Origin of the sequence: Streptomyces sp. NPDC057939, from assembly GCF_042887545.1 — a bacterium.
GTDB lineage: Bacteria > Actinomycetota > Actinomycetes > Streptomycetales > Streptomycetaceae > Streptomyces.
On record NZ_JBHVPG010000015.1, the window covers coordinates 42,755 to 59,990 of the forward strand.

Annotated in this window: 16 protein-coding genes and 1 riboswitch; of the genes, 4 read left to right on the forward strand and 12 right to left on the reverse strand. The window is 71.9% G+C overall.

Going from position 1 to position 17,236, the window contains the following annotated elements:
- Positions 1-3 precede the first annotated feature (3 nt).
- The 4 genes from ACFVS6_RS18635 to ACFVS6_RS18650 form a co-directional block, all read right to left on the reverse strand.
- On the reverse strand, positions 4-1,191 hold the full coding sequence (locus tag ACFVS6_RS18635; protein ID WP_389704999.1) for a S8 family serine peptidase: 1,188 nt from the start codon (positions 1,189-1,191) through the stop codon (positions 4-6).
- Between the two features lie 302 nt (positions 1,192-1,493).
- Complete coding sequence (locus ACFVS6_RS18640; RefSeq protein ID WP_389705000.1) at positions 1,494-2,675, reverse strand: S8 family peptidase; 1,182 nt, start codon at positions 2,673-2,675, stop codon at positions 1,494-1,496.
- 172 nt (positions 2,676-2,847) lie between these two features.
- Positions 2,848-3,276 carry a hypothetical protein gene (locus ACFVS6_RS18645; protein WP_389705002.1) on the reverse strand — a complete coding sequence of 143 codons (429 nt, stop codon included), beginning with the start codon at positions 3,274-3,276 and terminating at the stop codon, positions 2,848-2,850.
- A 159-nt stretch (positions 3,277-3,435) separates the two neighbouring features.
- Entirely contained in the window at positions 3,436-4,176 is a 741-nt protein-coding gene (locus ACFVS6_RS18650; protein ID WP_389705004.1) for an SDR family oxidoreductase, read from the reverse strand.
- 303 nt (positions 4,177-4,479) lie between these two features.
- Here ACFVS6_RS18650 and ACFVS6_RS18655 point away from each other — a divergent pair, with 303 nt between their 5' ends.
- Positions 4,480-5,871, forward strand: coding sequence for a S41 family peptidase (locus ACFVS6_RS18655; protein WP_389705161.1), 1,392 nt, complete (start codon positions 4,480-4,482; stop codon positions 5,869-5,871).
- A gap of 148 nt (positions 5,872-6,019) precedes the next feature.
- Here ACFVS6_RS18655 and ACFVS6_RS18660 read toward each other — a convergent pair whose 3' ends face one another.
- Positions 6,020-6,628: a phosphoribosylanthranilate isomerase gene (locus ACFVS6_RS18660; protein ID WP_389705006.1), complete on the reverse strand. Its 609-nt coding sequence runs from the start codon at positions 6,626-6,628 to the stop codon at positions 6,020-6,022.
- A gap of 201 nt (positions 6,629-6,829) precedes the next feature.
- On the opposite strand from ACFVS6_RS18660, the gene ACFVS6_RS18665 reads away from it, so the two are divergent.
- Positions 6,830-7,258 carry a GNAT family N-acetyltransferase gene (locus ACFVS6_RS18665; protein ID WP_389705008.1) on the forward strand — a complete coding sequence of 143 codons (429 nt, stop codon included), beginning with the start codon at positions 6,830-6,832 and terminating at the stop codon, positions 7,256-7,258.
- Between the two features lie 153 nt (positions 7,259-7,411).
- On the opposite strand, the gene groL is transcribed toward ACFVS6_RS18665, so the two are convergent.
- The 4 genes from groL to thrC all read right to left on the reverse strand — a co-directional run bounded on the left by groL (position 7,412) and on the right by thrC (position 11,625).
- Positions 7,412-9,034: a chaperonin GroEL gene (groL, locus tag ACFVS6_RS18670; protein ID WP_281203599.1), complete on the reverse strand. Its 1,623-nt coding sequence runs from the start codon at positions 9,032-9,034 to the stop codon at positions 7,412-7,414.
- 353 nt (positions 9,035-9,387) lie between these two features.
- Positions 9,388-9,594, reverse strand: a complete 207-nt coding sequence (locus ACFVS6_RS18675) for a cold-shock protein (protein ID WP_008743607.1) — start codon at positions 9,592-9,594, stop codon at positions 9,388-9,390.
- A gap of 431 nt (positions 9,595-10,025) precedes the next feature.
- Positions 10,026-10,301, reverse strand: coding sequence for a ubiquitin-like small modifier protein 1 (locus ACFVS6_RS18680; RefSeq protein ID WP_356875960.1), 276 nt, complete (start codon positions 10,299-10,301; stop codon positions 10,026-10,028).
- 34 nt (positions 10,302-10,335) lie between these two features.
- Complete coding sequence (gene thrC, locus ACFVS6_RS18685) at positions 10,336-11,625, reverse strand: threonine synthase (RefSeq protein WP_389705011.1); 1,290 nt, start codon at positions 11,623-11,625, stop codon at positions 10,336-10,338.
- Between the two features lie 17 nt (positions 11,626-11,642).
- Positions 11,643-11,800, reverse strand: a riboswitch (SAM riboswitch).
- A 185-nt stretch (positions 11,801-11,985) separates the two neighbouring features.
- Here thrC and ACFVS6_RS18690 point away from each other — a divergent pair.
- Entirely contained in the window at positions 11,986-12,936 is a 951-nt protein-coding gene (locus tag ACFVS6_RS18690) for a glucosyl-3-phosphoglycerate synthase (RefSeq protein ID WP_389705163.1), read from the forward strand.
- A gap of 62 nt (positions 12,937-12,998) precedes the next feature.
- Positions 12,999-14,456, forward strand: a complete 1,458-nt coding sequence (locus ACFVS6_RS18695) for a trehalose-6-phosphate synthase (protein WP_389705013.1) — start codon at positions 12,999-13,001, stop codon at positions 14,454-14,456.
- A gap of 64 nt (positions 14,457-14,520) precedes the next feature.
- Here the strand turns inward: ACFVS6_RS18695 and otsB are convergent, their stop codons facing one another.
- The 3 genes from otsB to ACFVS6_RS18710 form a co-directional block, all read right to left on the reverse strand.
- Positions 14,521-15,375, reverse strand: coding sequence for a trehalose-phosphatase (gene otsB, locus ACFVS6_RS18700; protein ID WP_389705015.1), 855 nt, complete (start codon positions 15,373-15,375; stop codon positions 14,521-14,523).
- Between the two features lie 79 nt (positions 15,376-15,454).
- The gene (locus ACFVS6_RS18705) at positions 15,455-15,715 is read right to left on the reverse strand and encodes a DUF3263 domain-containing protein (RefSeq protein WP_281203605.1); all 261 of its coding nucleotides are present in this window, start codon (positions 15,713-15,715) and stop codon (positions 15,455-15,457) included.
- Positions 15,716-15,759: 44 nt separating this feature from the next.
- Entirely contained in the window at positions 15,760-17,064 is a 1,305-nt protein-coding gene (locus ACFVS6_RS18710; RefSeq protein WP_389705017.1) for an extracellular solute-binding protein, read from the reverse strand.
- Positions 17,065-17,236: the final 172 nt, after the last annotated feature.

Sequence of the window (17,236 nt, forward strand, 5' to 3'; positions counted from 1 at the left end):
TGATCAGAGGCCGTCGGTGAACAGCAGCTTGTTCGGGCTGTCGTCGCTGAGGTTCTGGACGATGTCCTTCGTGGACACCTCGTCCAGGAAGTCCGTCACCTCCGCCGGCAGCGCGTTCGGGTGCTCCGACTTGTAGAGCGCGGCCACACCGGTGACGTGCGGCGCGGCCATGGACGTGCCGTTCAGGGACACGCTGCCGCCACCCAGACGCGCGGAGATGATGTCCTGTCCCGGGGCGTAGAGGTCCAGGCAGGTGCCCCAGTTCGAGAAGTCGGTCTCCTCGTCGAAGCGGTTGGTCGCGCCGACCGTCACCACGCGATCGGCAGAGCCCGGCGAGGCCTGGCAGGCGTTCCTGTTGTCGTTGCCCGCCGCGATGATCGGCAGGACGCCCCGGTCGGACACGGCCGTCGCGGCGTTGTTCACCGCGGCGAGCCGGTCACCGCCCAGGGAGGCGTTCAGGACGGCCGGCTGCTGCGCGTTGCGGGCCACCCACTCGAAGCCCGCGATGATGCCCGACCACGCACCCCGGTTGTCGCACCCGAGGACACGGACGCTGACCAGGGTCACCTTGCGCGCCACACCGAAGGTCGTACCGCCGACCGTGCCCGCGACGTGCGTGCCGTGGCCGTTGCAGTCCTGTCCGTTGCGGCCGTCACCCATCGCGTCGAAGCCGCGCCGGGCACGGCCGTCACGGAACTCCGGGTGGTTGAAGTCGATGCCGCTGTCGAGGATGTACGCCGTCACGCCCTGGCCGCTGCGGTTCGCGCTGAAGTTGTTGTCGAGCGGCAGGAACCGCTGGTCGATCCGGTCCAGACCCCACGAGTTCGAGGGCGACTTCGTCTGAGCCCCCTTGGCCGGGGCCGGCGGGCCCGCCACGCTCGCGTCCTCCGTCACGGACTGCACGCCGTACGCGCCGCGGACGGCCTTCAGCTGCTTCGCGTCCAGGGCCGCGGCGAAGCCGTTGATCGTCTTGGTGTACGAGAACTTCGTCTTCAGCCCGAGGGACTTCGCGAACTCCGCCGGGTCGAACTTCTTGTCGAGGGTGACGATGTAGCTGCCGGGGATGGCGTTCGCGGAGCTGATCAGCGGCGCCGGGGTCGGCTCCGGCGTATCGGCGGAAGCCGTACCGGCCGCCACGGAGGTCAGCGCGAGGACGGCGGCGGTGGTGAGGCGCGCGGCAAGCAGACGCATGAAGGGAACTCCCTGAAGTGCGTGTGGATCGGCGGGGTGAGCCGCGTCCGTCCCCGGCGAAAGCCTCCCGGTGTCGCGGCCCTCTCCTTCATCGGGTGCGCCCCGCGGAACCCTTGAGCCGGCGGCCTCTACCTGGCGGATCGTCCGATACCGCCAAGCGGGTCCGCCCCGCCGGCTGCGGAAAGGATCTTTCCGGGCTGCCGGCCGGGGCGGTGAGCCGCCGGCCCGGCTCCGGGAAGTTCACGCGTACGGGCGATCCGTACGGGCACCTGTACGGATGATTCGCACGGGCGCTCGTCGGCTCAGAGCCCGCCGGTGAACAGCAGGCGGTTCGGGCTGCCGTCGCCGAGGCCGGTCAGGACGTCCTTCGTGGACGCGGCGACGAGGAACTCCGCGACCTCCGCCGGCAGCGCCCCGGGGTGCTCGGCCAGGTAGAGCGCGGCGACCCCGGTGACGTGCGGCGCGGCCATCGACGTACCGTCGTGGGCCACGCCGCCCCCGCCCAGCCGGGCCGAGACGATGTCCGTGCCCGGCGCGTGGAGGGTCACGCACGGGCCGAAGTCGGAGAAGACGGGCTGCTCGTCCCGCCCGTCCGATGCGGCGACCGTGACGACCTTCGCCGCGGAGGCGGGCGAGAACCGGCAGGCGTCCCGGCCGGCGTTGCCCGCGGCGACGACCGGCAGCACGCCCGCGTCGGCCAGCGCGGTCGCCGCGTTGTTGACGGTCTCCGAGCGGTCCCCGGCCAGGGAGGCGTTGAGCACGGCCGGCCTGACGGCGTTCCGGGCCACCCAGTCCAGCCCGGCGACGATCCCCGAGTAGGTGCCCGAGCCGTCGCACCGCAGGACCCGCACGCTCACCAGGCCCGCCTCCTTGGCGACCCCGTACGTGCGACCGGCGACCGTGCCCGCGACGTGCGTGCCGTGGCCCTGGCAGTCCTCGCCCTCAAGGCCGTCGTCGACCGCGTCGAAGCCGGCCCCGACCCGGCCGCCGAACTCGGCGTGGCCCCGCTCGATGCCCGTGTCGAGGACGTACACGGTCACCCCGGCGCCGGTACCGCGGACGGTGAAATCGTCGTCCAGCGGGAGCTTCTCCTGGTCGATCCGGTCCAGCCCCCACGAGGCGGCCGGTGCCCGCGATCCTGCGGCCGACGACGGCCGCGGCACGGACCGCACCTCGGCGTCCTCCTCGACCGACCGCACGCCCGGACTGTCACGGACGGCCGCCAGTTGGATCGGGGTCAACGCGGCCGCGAAGCCGTTCAGCGCCGAGGTGTAGAGGAACGACGGCTCCAGGCCGAGGTCCCGGGCGGCCCCCTCCGCGTCCACCCCCTTCTCCAGGGTCACGATGTACCGGCCGGGCACCGCGTCGGCGGCCTTGAACAGCGGGGCCGGGGTCGGCTCCGGGGCCGCGGCGGACGCCGTACCGGCCACCACGGGGGTCACGGCGAGGAGCGCGGCGGTGGCCACGCGTGCGAGCAGGCGCATGGGGAACTCCCTCACGGGGTCGGACATCGGCACGGACGAGCCGACCCCACCGCGACGGGTTCCTCGCGCGGGGCCGGCCCCCTCCATCCGTGCCCCCGGAAGCCCGCCCGCCCCGCCCCGCCGACGCCCACCCCCCGAAGACCACCCGGACGGCCGCGCCGGACGCTCCCGGTCAGGGGCGCAGCCGTACGCGTTCGGCGATCCAGGCCCGCTGCTCGGCGACGGAGGACAGCTTCTCGTCGTCCTCCTCGGCGACGTCGTCGAAGGTGTCCACGGTGTACGGCCGCCCTTCGGGGGGCCGGCGGTAGGAACGCCGTCCGCCGCCCATCTCCAACGCCATGCGGCTCGGATACACGTCCAGCCGCGCACCCTCGACGGCGGGACGCAGTCCCTCGGCCCGGAGCAGGCGACGCACGTCCGTCAACGCGCCGAAGGCGGTTGTGGAGGAGCTTTCGAAGACGCGTTCCGCGTACGAGACGCGGACGGTGAACTCGCTTCCGGTCAGCAGGCAGAGGAGCCGCCCGAAGAGCACGCGCTCCGGGCCGACCAGCCGGACGGGCTTGTCGGCGAGGACTTCGGGGGACGGCGGTGCTTCGGTCATGTCGCTTCCTTGCGCGGTACGGGTTCGGTGGGAACCGGTGGAGGTCGGTGGGAACCCTCGGAGTTCGCCGGGGGCGTCGTCGTACGACCGGGCACCCACGGCGTGCCCGGGGTCACGCCGCCGGGCCGGCCCGCGCCCGAACCGGCCGGCGGCGTGCCGCTACAGCCCCGCGCCGCCCGTGGCGTCGACCACGCGGCCGGTGACCCAGCGGGCGTCGTCGGAGGCGAGGAAGCCGACGATGTCGGCGATGTCCTCGGGGCGGCCCACCCGGCCGAGCGCGGCGAGGGAGGCGGCGTGCGCCTCCGCCTCCGGGTTGCCGCGCAGCCAACCGGCGTTGACGTCGGTGTCGACGATGCCGGGGGCCACCGAGTTGACGGTGATCCCGCGCGGGCCGAGGGCCTTCGCGAGGTTGAGGGTGAGGTTGTCGAGCGCGCCCTTGGTGGCCCCGTAGGCGAGGATCTCGGGCATGGCGATCCGGGCGGCGCCGCTGGATACGTTGATGACGCGGCCGCCGTCGCGCAGCCGGTCGAGGCCCTCCTGCACGACGAAGAACGGCGCGCGGACGTTCACGGCGAAGACCCGGTCGAAGTCCGCCTCGGTGACCTGCCCGAGGGGAATCGGCAGTCCGATGCCCGCGTTGTTGACGACGATGTCGACCCCGCCGAGCCCCAGCGCGTCGTACGCCTCCCAGAGGGCGGTGGCGTCGCCGTGGTGACCGAGTTCCGCGTGCAGCGCGTGGGCCCGGCCGCCCGCCGCGGTGATCTTCCCGACGGTCTCCCGGGCCGCCGCCCCGTCGTTGGCGTAGGTCAGCACGACGGTGACCCCGTCGGCCGCGAGCCGTTCCGCGACGGCCCGTCCGATGCCCCTGCTGCCGCCGGTGACCAGCGCGTTCTTGTTCATGACGGATCCCCCTGAATTCAGTAACGATCACTACAGAATGAACCTAACACACCATCCGCGAGGATCAAGGGATCGGACCCGACGGGCCGGCCGGCCGGGGGGACAACCCCCGGCCGACCCTCCGGTCCGCCGGATGTCCCCCACGGACGGACCCGACCATGATCATCTCCTGGGCCTTCCGGGCGACTCGCCCGGAACGGCACGACCAACAGGGGGAAACGGATGCGACCGACGGGGCCGAAGAGGACGAAGGGCCGCGAGAGGCCGAAGGGGGCCGGCAGGCCCGGGGCCGTGACGGTGGCGATGGCGCTGGCCCTCGCCGCCGCGGCGACCGCACCCGCCGCCGCGACGGCAACCGCCACGGGCGCGCCGGACGGAGCTACCGGCAGCGTCCCGGCCACCGCCGGTTCCACGGTCGACGGCTTCTGGCGCGTGGACGGTTACGGCGCCGTCCTGCACATCGCGGACGGCCGACTGCGCGAGTACCAGACCACCGCGATCAGCTGCGCACCCGACGACGAGGCCCGGCGCACCGCCCCGGGCGTCTACCGCGCCGAAAACGGTACCGTCCGCACCGTCCGCACCCGCGGAGCCCGGGGCGACCACGGCACGCTGCACATCGCCGGCGCCGCGGGCGACCGCACGCTGCGGCGGATCGCCGCACTGCCCGGGACGTGCGAACACGAGCTCCCCGAGGACTCGTTGACGGCCTTCGACGTCTTCTGGCAGACCTTCGAGGAGAACTACCCGTTCTTCGCGGCCAAGGGCGTCGACTGGCGCGCCGTCCGGGACGCCCGCCGCCCCGAGGTCCGCCCGGACACGCCCCGGGAGGAACTCTTCGCCCTCTTCTCCGACGTGCTGGCCCCCCTGTACGACGCCCACGTCGCCGTCACCGACGGGAAGGGCCGCCTCTTCCACCGGACCCGGCCCGGCACGCACCCCGACCCCGAGGCCCTGGAACCGGCGGCCAAGGAGCACGTCATCCGGCGGGACCTCGGCGGCGTGAGGCCGCAGGAGTTCGCGAACGGGCAGATCTCGTACGCGGACCTGCCCGACGGAAAGGGCTACCTGCGGATCGCCGGCTTCAACGACTACGACGACCAGGACCCGACGTACGCCGCCCAGCTCGCCGAGCTGGACCGGGCCCTGGACACCGTCCTCACCCCCGCCCGCACGGCCTCCCTCCGGGGGCTCGTCCTCGACGTACGGGTCAACGGCGGCGGCGAGGACGCCCTGGGCCTGCGCCTCGCCGGACGCCTGACCGACACCCCGTACACCGCCTACAGCAAGCGCACCCGCCACACCCCGCCGCAAGCCGTACGCGTGGAGCCGGACCGGAACTCTCCCCGTTACACCGGCCCCGTCGCCGTGCTCACCTCCCCGACGACGTTCAGCGCGGGCGAGGGCTTCACCCAGGCCCTCATCGACCGGCCCGGCCGGACCTTCCGCGTCGGCGAGGCCACCCAGGGCGTCTTCTCCGACGTCATGGTCCGCTCGCTCCCGAACGGCATGACGATCCGGCTGCCCAACGAGGAGTACCTCACCCGCACCGGAACGACCTTCGACGGCACCGGGATCCCCCCGCACCTGCGGACACCCGTCTTCACCGAGGAGGAGTTCGCCCACAACCGCGACACCGCCTTCGACACGGCCGTCACGGCACTCGGACGCCGCCAAGGCGTGTTCCAGAAGTAGCGCCGGGCGCCGGCGGGCCGGGCGGGACTTCTGGAACACGCCCCAGGACCGTCGGCGAACTCCCGTCCGCCGCGCGGTGTCCGCACGCGCTCCCGTCGTCGCCCGCGAGGCGGAGGGGAGTTCGCCGACACGCCCCAACAGCGCGGGTTCAGCCCCGGGCCGCCTCCACGAAGGCGCGGATCAGATCCGGGGACTTGACCCCGCGTTCCCGCTCGACGCCGCTGGACACGTCCACGCCCCACGCGCCCGTCGCCGCGACGGCCTCCCGGACGTTGGCCGGGGTGAGCCCGCCGGCCAGCAGCCACCGCCCCTCGGGCGCCGTGAACTCCGTCGAGCCCCAGTTCCAGGGCTTGCCGGAGCCCGGGTCCGGGGCGTCGAGCAGCAACAGGTCCTCCCCCAGCTCCCCGCACCGCTCGACGTGCTCGGCGGTGGCCCGGACCAGCGTCCGGCCGGGCGCGCGGAGTTCCTCGTAGTACTCCGGGCCCTCGTCCCCGTGGAGCTGCACGGCGCGCACACCGCTCTCCTCGGTGAGCCGGCGCACCTCCCCGACCGACTGGCGCCGGAACACCCCGACGGTGAGCACCCCGTCCGGAACCCCCGCCGCGAGGTCCCGCGCCGTGGCGGCGTCGACCGTGCGGGGGCTGCCCGGGGCGAGGACGAAGCCGACGGCGTCCGCCCCGGCGGCGACGGCCACCTCGACGTCGTGGGCGGTCTTCAGGCCACAGATCTTGACGAAGGGCACACTGCGTTCGCTCATGCCCCGATCCAACCAAACCCGCCGCCCCCGCGCCGCCCCGTCCCGACCACCGGGCTCCCGGCTCCGCACCACCGTCGCCCTCGGTGAGGGCCTGCGGGTCCCGAAGCCGTTGGGCCGCGTCGCCGACAGCGCCGGCTCCCGAGGCCGGGGCGGCCGCAAAACCGATCGGCCCGGAGCCCCTCCGGCCCGCACAATGACGCCATGAACGACAACGGGGTGGACATCATCACGGCCGGCGCGGACTCCGAGCTCGACGCGCGGCTCAGCAAGGAGCTGGACGCCTTCAACCAGGCGGCGACGGCGGGCCACGAGCAGTCCGAGTTCACCGTGCGGATCACCGACGCGGACGGTGGCCTCGTCGCGGGGCTCTCCGGCTGGAGCTGGGGCGACCGCGCGGGCATCGGCATGACCTGGGTCCGCGAGGACAGCCGGGGCGACGGCCGGGGTGCCGAACTGCTGGCGGCGGCCGAGGAGGAGGCCCGTCGGCGGGGCTGCGTGAGCATCCTGGTCTCCTCGTTCACCTTCCAGGCCCCGGCCTTCTACGCCCGCCACGGCTACCGGGAGGTCGCCCGCGTCCCCGGCTTCCCCGCCGCACACGAGGACGTCTGGCTCCTCAAGTCCCTGACCTGACCCGGCGTGATCTGACCTGACCCGCCCCGGCCGGGCCGGACCCGTCCCGGACCGGCCCGGCCCGGCCCGCCGCCGAACGCGGAAACGCCCGAGGGCGGCACCCCCGTGGGGGTGCCGCCCTCGTTCGAGAACAGCCGATCAGCCAGGGGCCGATCAGAAGTCCATGTCACCGCCCGGCATGCCGCCGCCCGCGGGGGCACCGGCCTTCTCGGGCTTGTCGGCGATGACGGCCTCGGTGGTGAGGAAGAGGGCCGCGATCGACGCCGCGTTCTGCAGCGCGGAACGGGTGACCTTCGCCGGGTCGATGATGCCCTCGGCGATCATGTCGACGTACTCGCCGGTCGCGGCGTTCAGGCCCCAACCGATCTGCAGGTTGCGCACCTTCTCGACCACGACGCCACCCTCAAGACCACCGTTGACGGCGATCTGCTTGAGCGGGGCCTCCAGCGCGAGCTTCACGGCGTTGGCGCCGGTCGCCTCGTCACCGGTGAGCTCCAGCTTCTCGAAGACCGAGGAGGCCTGGAGCAGGGCCACGCCACCACCGGCGACGATGCCCTCTTCGACGGCCGCCTTCGCGTTGCGAACGGCGTCCTCGATGCGGTGCTTGCGCTCCTTGAGCTCGACCTCGGTCGCGGCACCGGCCTTGATGACGGCCACGCCGCCGGCCAGCTTCGCGAGGCGCTCCTGGAGCTTCTCGCGGTCGTAGTCCGAGTCGGAGTTCTCGATCTCGGCGCGGATCTGGTTGACGCGACCCTGGACCTGGTCGCTGTCACCGGCACCGTCGACGATGGTGGTCTCGTCCTTGGTGATGACGACCTTGCGGGCGCGGCCGAGCAGGTCGAGACCGGCGTTCTCCAGCTTGAGGCCGACCTCCTCGGAGATGACCGTGCCGCCCGTGAGGATGGCGATGTCACCGAGCATGGCCTTGCGGCGGTCGCCGAAGCCCGGGGCCTTGACGGCGACGGACTTGAAGGTGCCACGGATCTTGTTGACGACCAGGGTCGACAGGGCCTCGCCCTCGACGTCCTCGGCGATGATCAGCAGCGGCTTGCCGGACTGCATGACCTTCTCCAGGAGCGGCAGCAGGTCCTTGACCGAGCCGATCTTGGAGTTGACGATCAGGATGTACGGGTCGTCGAGGGACGACTCCATGCGCTCCATGTCGGTGGCGAAGTACGCCGAGATGTAGCCCTTGTCGAAGCGCATGCCCTCGGTGAGCTCAAGCTCCAGGCCGAAGGTCTGCGACTCCTCGACCGTGATGACGCCTTCCTTGCCGACCTTGTCCATCGCCTCGGCGATGAGCTCGCCGATCTGGGTGTCGGCGGCGGAGATGGAGGCCGTCGAAGCGATCTGCTCCTTGGTCTCGACATCCTTGGCCTGCGACAGCAGGGCGGCGGAGACGGCCTCGACGGCCTTCTCGATGCCGCGCTTGAGGGCCATCGGGTTGGCGCCGGCGGCTACGTTGCGCAGACCCTCGCGGACGAGAGCCTGGGCGAGCACGGTGGCAGTGGTCGTACCGTCGCCGGCGACGTCGTCCGTCTTCTTGGCGACTTCCTTGACCAGCTCTGCGCCGATCTTCTCGTACGGGTCCTCAAGCTCGATCTCCTTGGCGATGGAGACACCATCGTTGGTGATCGTGGGGGCGCCCCACTTCTTCTCAAGGACGACGTTGCGACCCTTGGGGCCAAGGGTGACCTTGACGGCATCGGCGAGCTGGTTCATCCCACGCTCGAGACCGCGCCGGGCCTCCTCGTTGAACGCAATGATCTTGGCCATCTGAAGTGGTCCTCCCGGACAGGGGTGGATTGCTCCGGACCGCGCCCGCGCCCGCGACGGACGGCCTGCGGACCCGGCGGTTCCTTCCCGCCGGACCCTGCGGGCCTCACCGGCCCGGTCCTCGTCTTAGTAGCACTCTCACCTGGAGAGTGCTAACGCCAATGATTAGCACTCGACCCCCGCGAGTGCAAGCGGCTTCGACCAACGCGGGCCCGGCGCCGGGGTCCGCGGCGGGGCGCGGGCCGGGCGCCGCAAGGGTCCCGGGGCCGACACGCACGAGGGGCCCGCATCCCCGTGTCCGGGATGTGGGCCCCTCGTGTGTGAGTGCGTCGGTGGTCGATCGCGCTTGGGACTCAGCCGGCAGCGAGCTTGACCATGTCCGCCTGCGGGCCCTTCTGGCCCTGCGAGATCTCGAACTCGACCCGCTGACCCTCTTCAAGGGTGCGGTACCCGTCCATCTGGATGGCGCTGTAGTGGACGAACACATCCGCGCCACCGTCGACCGCGATGAAGCCGTAGCCCTTCTCCGCGTTGAACCACTTGACGGTGCCCTGAGCCATGCCTAACTCCCCTATTACTGGCCCTTGCGCAGGTCCGCACTTCGCGGACCCGGGTCAGAACTTGCGCCGGAACGCCTCGACCGGGGCTGAATGTATCCGCACCGCTGCTGTCTGCAACAGGTCAATCCGACGAGAATTCTGGACACGCGAAAACATTGAAATAGAGTGAAAATTTGGCATATTCCTGGGCAACTCGGGCCTGACAATCCACGCCAAAGCCCCATAGCGCGCGCACATGTTGACTCAATGTCAACCCTCCCCGGCCCCGCTCATATGCGGCGGGCAAGAACAGCGGAGGGGACTTCCCCAACTCTACCGCTATCAATCAAGCAGAATTGCCCCCTCCGCTTATTGGCGGAAGGGGCAATTCAGAAAATCGGGGGGCGCCGGCCGTCGCCCGCGGGTGACGATCGACGGCCCGTCCGGGACGATCAGCCGCCGGCGACGGCCGGGATGATCGAGACGCCGGCGCCGTCGGGCGTCGCCGTCTGCAGCCCGCCCTCGAAGCGCACGTCGTCGTCGTTGACGTAGACGTTCACGAAGCGGCGCAGCTTGCCCTGGTCGTCCAGGACGCGCGCGGCGATGCCCGGGTGGTTCTTCTCCAGGGAGTCGATGACCTCGGCCAGGGTCGCGCCCTCGGCGGGAACCTCGGCGACGCCGCCGGTGTAGGTGCGCAGGATGGTGGGGATGCGGACGTTGACGCTCATGGCGCTACCGCCTTTCCGGGTGTCGGGGGGAGGATCAGGCCAGGCCGGCGGCGCGGAACGCGTCCAGGCTCGGGCGGATGGTGGCGGTCTGGCCGCTGTCCGCGGCCACCGCCTCCAGGGTCTTGAGGCCGTCGCCGGTGTTCAGGATCACGGTGGTCAGCGTCGGGTCGAGCTGCCCGTTCTCGATCAGCTTCTTCGTCACGCCGACGGTGACGCCGCCCGCGGTCTCGGCGAAGATGCCCTCGGTCTGCGCGAGGATCTTGATGGCCTCGACGACCTGGGTGTCGTTGACGTCCTCGACGTAGCCGCCGGTGCGCCGGGCGATGTCCAGGACGTACGGGCCGTCGGCCGGGTTGCCGATCGCGAGGGACTTGGCGATGGTGTTCGGCTTCTGCGGGCGGACCACGTCGTGACCGGCCTTGAAGGCGGTCGACACCGGGGAGCAGCCCTCGGCCTGGGCGCCGAAGATCTTGTACGGCTTGTCCTCGACGAGGCCGAGCTTGATCAGCTCCTGCAGGCCCTTGTCGATCTTCGTCAGCTGGGAGCCGGACGCGATCGGGATGACGATCTGGTCGGGCAGTCGCCAGCCGAGCTGCTCGCAGATCTCGTACGCCAGGGTCTTGGAGCCCTCGCCGTAGTAGGGGCGCAGGTTGACGTTGACGAAGCCCCAGCCCTCGCCCAGCGGGTCGCCGATGAGCTCGGAGCAGAAGCGGTTGACGTCGTCGTAGTTGCCCTCGATGCCGACGAGGTCGCCACCGTAGACACCGGCCATGACGACCTTGCCCTGCTCCAGGTCGTGCGGGATGAACACGCAGGAACGGAAGCCGGCGCGGGCGGCCGCGGCGCCGACGGCGCCGGCCAGGTTGCCGGTGGAGGAGCAGGAGAGGGTGGTGAAGCCGAAGGCGCGGGCGGCCTCGACGGCGATGGCCACGACGCGGTCCTTGAAGGAGTGCGTCGGGTTGCCGGAGTCGTCCTTGACGTACAGCTTTCCGGTGACGCCCAGTTCCTTGGCCAGGTTGGCGGCGTCGACGAGCTTGGTGAAGCCCGGGTTCAGGTTGGGCTTGGAGGCCACGTTCGCCGGGACGGGCAGCAGCGGCGCGTAGCGCCAGATGTTGTCGGGGCCGGCCTCGATGGCGGCGCGCAGGGCCTCGGGGTTGCCGAGGGGCAGCTCGTAGGAGACTTCCAGCGGTCCGAAACACTCGACGCAGGCGAAAATGGGACCGAGCTCGAAGCGGGTTCCGCACTCGCGGCAGGAAAGGCCGGTGGCGGGTCCGAGATCCACGGAAACCGACTCGGCAGAGGTGGCGACGGTCTGTGCAGCCATGATGGCGAGGCCCTTTCTCCTCATCTTCCCCATGGCGCACTTCGCCATGAGACGGAATTGGCACCTTCCCTAGTCGGGGACCTCGCGGGAGTGCGTCGCAGACGCATCGCGAGAACCGACTGGAGGGTTGCCGGGGCTTCAACGGGCCGTATCCCTCTGCCCCTCTGGATGAGCGGTATGGCACCGGACGGCGCGCTCCATGGCGTGTCCGGGCGTTTGTGCGCGGGACCCCCGGCATGCGGTGGTCCATCGCGTTGTTCAAGACTGTAACCGAAGGTCCGGGTGGTTGAGACAGCCGTCCGAACCGCGAGATGGATCACTTTTCGGTCCAAACCACCGATGAAGCAGGGAGTCCCGAGAGTGCTGGAAGAGGTGGAGCGCTGGCTGGCCGCCCGCTCCTGGTCCGCAGCCGACCGACCGCTCGACCAGCTCCTCGACCGGAAACGGGCGACGGGCACGACGGTCAGCGTGGTGCTGCCCGCGCTCGACGAGGAGGCCACCGTCGGGCGGATCGTCGAGGTGATCCGGCGCGATCTGATCGAGGGCCCGGCGATCCCGCTCGTCGACGAACTCGTAGTGATCGACTCGGGTTCGTCGGACGGTACGGCGAAGGTCGCGGCCGCCGCCGGCGCCCGGGTCGTGCACCGCGACGAGGTCCTCCCCCGCATCCCGGCGCTGCCCGGCAAGGGCGAGGTGCTGTGGCGCTCGCTCCTCGCGACCACCGGCGAGGTCGTCTGCTTCGTGGACGCCGACCTGCGGGACTTCGACTCCGCCTTCGTGTCCGGGATCGTGGGCCCACTGCTGACCGACCCGCAGGTCCAGTTCGTCAAGGCGATGTACGACCGCCCGCTGGGGGACGCCCCCGGCCAGGGCGGCCGGGTCACCGAGCTGGTCGCCCGCCCCCTGCTGAACCTGCACTGGCCGCAGCTGGCCGGCTTCGTGCAGCCGCTGGGCGGCGAGTACGCCGTACGCCGGTCGCTGCTGGAGCGGCTGCCGTTCCCCGTCGGCTACGGGGTCGAGCTGGGCCTGCTCGTGGACGCGCTGCACACGGTCGGGCTGGACGCGCTGGCCCAGGTCGACGTCGGCGTCAGGCTCCACCGCCACCAGGACGGGCAGGCCCTCGGCCGGATGGCGGCGGCGATCTACCGCACGGCGCAGCTGCGGCTCTCTCGCGGGCACCTCGTACGGCCGGAGCTGACGCAGTTCGAGCGGGGGCCGGACGGTTTCGTGCCGCACACGTACCCCGTGGACACCGAGGAGCGGCCGCCGATGGCCGGGATCGAGGAGTACGCGGGCCGTCGCGTGGCGTAATCCTCAGCGGGCCCCCGGCGCACAGGCGTTTGACCGGGGGCGGGCCTGGCTAGGTTGGCCGCATGGCTTCTCAGGTACTCGTCGCCGCGAACCGCGGCCCGCTCTCGTACGCCCTCGACCAGGACGGCACCCTCAGTGCCCGGCGCGGCGGGGGCGGTCTCGTCTCCGGGCTCTCCGCGGCCCTCGCGCAGCAGCCGGAGGCCCTGTGGATCTGCGCGGCCCTGTCCGACGCCGACCGGGAGGCGGTGCGCCGGGGCGTCGCGGAGCCGGGCGTGCGGATGCTCGACATCGACCCCGCGGTGTACGACGACGCGTACAACGGCATCGCGAACTCGGTGCTCTGGTTCACCCACCACCACCTGTACGACGTCCCCCGCGAGCCGGTCTTCGACGCGGTGTTCCGGCGGCAGTGGGCCTCGTACGTCGCCTACAACCGGGCCTTCGCCGAGGCGCTGGCGCAGGAGGCCGCGGAGGGCGCCCGGGTGCTGGTGCAGGACTACCACCTGGCGCTGGTCCCGGGGCAGCTGCGCGAACTGCGGCCGGACCTGCGGATCGGGCACTTCACGCACACGCCGTGGGCGTCGCCCGAGTACCTGCGCATGCTGCCCGACGACATCCGCTCCGAGCTGGTGTGGGGCATGCTCGGCGCCGACGTGGTCGGCTTCCACACCTGGGCCTGGGCCCACAGCTTCATGGGCGGCGCCCACCTGGACGACGAGCGGGGCATCGCCGAGCCGATGTTCCCGGCGGGCGTCGAGGAGTCGAAGGGGCGCTACGTGCGCAAGAGCCCGCTGGGCCCGGTCCGGCACCGGCGGACGGACGTGGCGGTCTTCGCGCTGGGCGTGGACGGGGACGACCTGCGGGCCCTGGCCCACCGGCCGGAGGTCGACGACAAGCTGGCGGCGTTGCGGAACGAGGTCGCGGGCCGCAGGGCGATCGTCCGGGTCGACCGCACCGAGCTGTCGAAGAACATCCTGCGCGGGCTGTTGGCCTACCGGGAGCTGCTCACCGCGCACCCCGAGTGGCGCGGCGAGGTGGTGCACCTGGCGTCCGCGTACCCGTCCCGGCAGGACCTGGAGGCGTACCGGTCGTACACGCAGGCGGTGCGGGACCTGGCGGCGGAGATCAACGCGGAGTTCGGCACGGAGGACTGGCAGCCGGTGCTGGTGTCCGTCGAGGACGACTTCGCGCGCTCGCTGGCCGCGTACCGGCTGGCGGACGTGGCGCTGGTGAACCCGGTGCGGGACGGCATGAACCTGGTGGCGAAGGAGATCCCGGTGGTGTCGGAGGCGGGCGTCGCGCTGGTCCTGTCCACGGGGGCCGGGGCGTACGGGGAGCTCCGGGACGACGCGATCGTGGTGAACCCGTACGACGTCACGCAGACGGCCGAGGCCCTGCACACGGCGCTGTCGATGCCGGCCGCGGAGCGGGCGGAGCGTTCGAAGCGGCTGGCCGCGGCGGCCACGGCGCTGCCCCCGGCGGCCTGGTTCACGGCCCAACTGGACCGGCTGGCGCCATAGGGCCCGTCGCCGCGGTGCGCCGCGGGCCGGTCCGGGGGTCCGGGCCGGCCCGCGGCGGGTGTCGTCAGGAGCGCAGGGTCCGGGCCAGGGCGGCCAGGAAGCCGGTGACGGCGGCGGGGCCGGGCAGGACCAGGTCGGCGCGGGCGGCCAGCTCGGGCACCTCCGCCGAGCCGCTGCACACCAGCAGCCCCGGCAGCCCGTCGGCGCGCCGCTTCTCGACGGCCGAGAACGCGGCGAGGTCGCCCAGGTCGTCGCCCGCGTACAGGACGGCCTCGGCGTCCCGCTCGGTGAGGAACTCGGTCAGGGCGACGCCCTTGTCCATGCCGGGCGGCCGCAGTTCCAGGACGGCCCGGCCGGGCTCGACCATCAGTCCGTGCCGTGCGGCCAGCTCGGCCAGCGGCTCCCGCAGCGCGGCGAAGGCCTGCTCGGGGTCGGCGGCGCGGCGGGTGTGGACGGCCAGCGCCCGGCCCTTCTCCTCGATCCAGGTCCCGCGCCAGGCGCCGATGGAGTCGAGGAAGCCGGGCAGTTCGGCCCGTACGGCCGCGACGCCCGGGTGCTCGGCGGGGGCGTGGACGATGCCGGTGACGGCGTCCCAGCGCTCGGCGCCGTAGTGGCCGAGGACCACCATGTGTTCCAGTCCCGGGACCCCGGCGAACCCGCCGTAGCGGACGGCGACCCCGGCGGGGCGGCCGGTGACCACGGCGACGGCGGCGACCTCGGGCGCGAGCGCGGCGAGCGCCGGGACGGCGTCCGGGTGGGCGCGGGCCTGGTCGGGGTCGGGAACGATGTCGGCGAGGGTCCCGTCGAAGTCGAGGGCGACGACGGCCCTGCGGGGTGCGCGGAGGAGGGCTTCGAGGCCCTCGCGTCCGGCGGCGGTGACGGGCTCGGGCATCTGCGGGTCGTGCGGGCGGCTCCCCATACCGATGACCCTACCGGCGTGGTCCGCCCCAAGCCCAGACCGCCTCCGGACGCCGCTCCCGCCGGGGGGCCGCCCGGGATCACCGTCGGGCGCGCTGGGCCTCGCGGATGCGGCGGAGCCGGTTGACGGTGCCGGGGGCGTGCTCCAGGGCGCGCGGATCGTCCATGAGGGCGTTGAGCAGCTGGTAGTAGCGGACGGGGGTCAGCCCGAGGGCCTCGCGTATCGCCCGCTCCTTGGCGCCCGGCCCCGGCCAGCTGCGCCCCTCGTAGGCGAGCACGGCGGCCTCGGTGGCGGTCAGCCGTGCCGCCGGCCGCCCCTCCACCTGCCCGTCGTCCGTCATACGGCCAGATTAACGGCGGCCACCGACACCCGCCGCGCGCCGGGTCAGCGGTCGCCGTCGGCCTTGCGGGCGGACGTCGCGATGTCCTCCAGGACCTTCGCGGGCTGTCCGCCGGGCTGCACGACCTTGCCGATGTTCTCCTTCACGTCCTCGCTGACCCCGGCCCAGGACTTCTTGCCGACGGGGTAGAGCTTGGAGTTGGGCAGGGCCGTCAGGAAGGTCCTGAGCTGGGCGGCGGAGCCGCCGGTGCTCGATTCCATGGCCCGGTAGCCGCTGGTGGTGACGGGCAGGAGGTCGTACTTGTTGGTGAAGGTCGTCACGTTCTTCGCCGAGTACAGGTGGTCCAGGAACTTCCCGGACTCCTTCTTGTGGCCGTTCTTGAAGGCCATGACCCAGTCGGCGACGCCCATCGTGGAGTGGTCGGTGCCGTCGACGGTCGGCATCTGCACCATGCCGAACTTCACGCCCTTGCCGGCGGCCTGCTTGAGCAGGGTGGGGTGGCCGTTGAGCATGCCGACCTCGCCGCGGGTGAAGGCGTCGAAGGCGGCCTGCCGGTCGAGCTTGCCCGGTTCGACGGGGCCGGTGAGGCCCTGGCCGACCATCCGGTCGCGGAGGAACTCGAAGGCCTTGACGTTCTCCGGGGAGTCGATCTGGTAGCCCTCCTCGTTGTCGGTGTAGCCACCGCCGCCGGAGAGCATCCACATCATCGATTCGGCCTGGGCCTCCTCGCGGCCGAGCGGCACGGCGAACGGGGTGGGGACGTTCGCGGCCTTGAGCTTCTTGGCGGCCGCCTCCAGGTCCGCCCAGCTCTTGGGCTGCCAGGGGGTGGCGCCGTCCTTGGGTATGACTCCGGCGTCGCCGAGGAGCTTGGTGTTGTAGAAGAGCAGCCGGGTGCTGGCCACGAACGGCATGCCGTACTGGACGCGCTTGACCTTGCCCGCGTCGGCGAGGGGGCCCAGGAAGTCGGCCTCGGTGTTCACGGAGAGCAGTTCGTCGACGGTGTAGAGCTTGTCCGCCTCCGCGTAGTCGGCGTAGGCGCCGATCTGCGCGATGTCGGGGGCCTTGCCCGCCTTGACCATCTCGGCGACCTTGGCGTCGACCTCCGACCAGGAGTAGACGCTGACCTCGACGCGGACGTTCGGGTTGTCCTTCTCGAAGGCCGCGGCGAGGTCCTTCCAGTAGCCCGTCGAGGAGTTCTGCGGATTGTCGCCGTAGTCGGCCGCCACGACCCGCAGGGTCACCTCGTTGTCCCCGGTGAGGCTTTCCAGGCTGCCGCAGCCGGTCAGCGTCACGGCGGTCAGGCACAGCACGGCGCCGGACGCGGCCAGGCTCAGGTAACGGCCCTTCACGGTTCTCGATCCACCCCTTGTCGTACGTACGATTCGACGTAAGGTCTACACCACTTTGACGGCTCCCTCACACCTGCCGCGCACGCCGTGCCCGGACTGTGTCCGGACTGTGGCCGGACCAAGGTCCCGAATTTGTATGGCCACTCAACAATCCCTCCCAATGGACTAGACC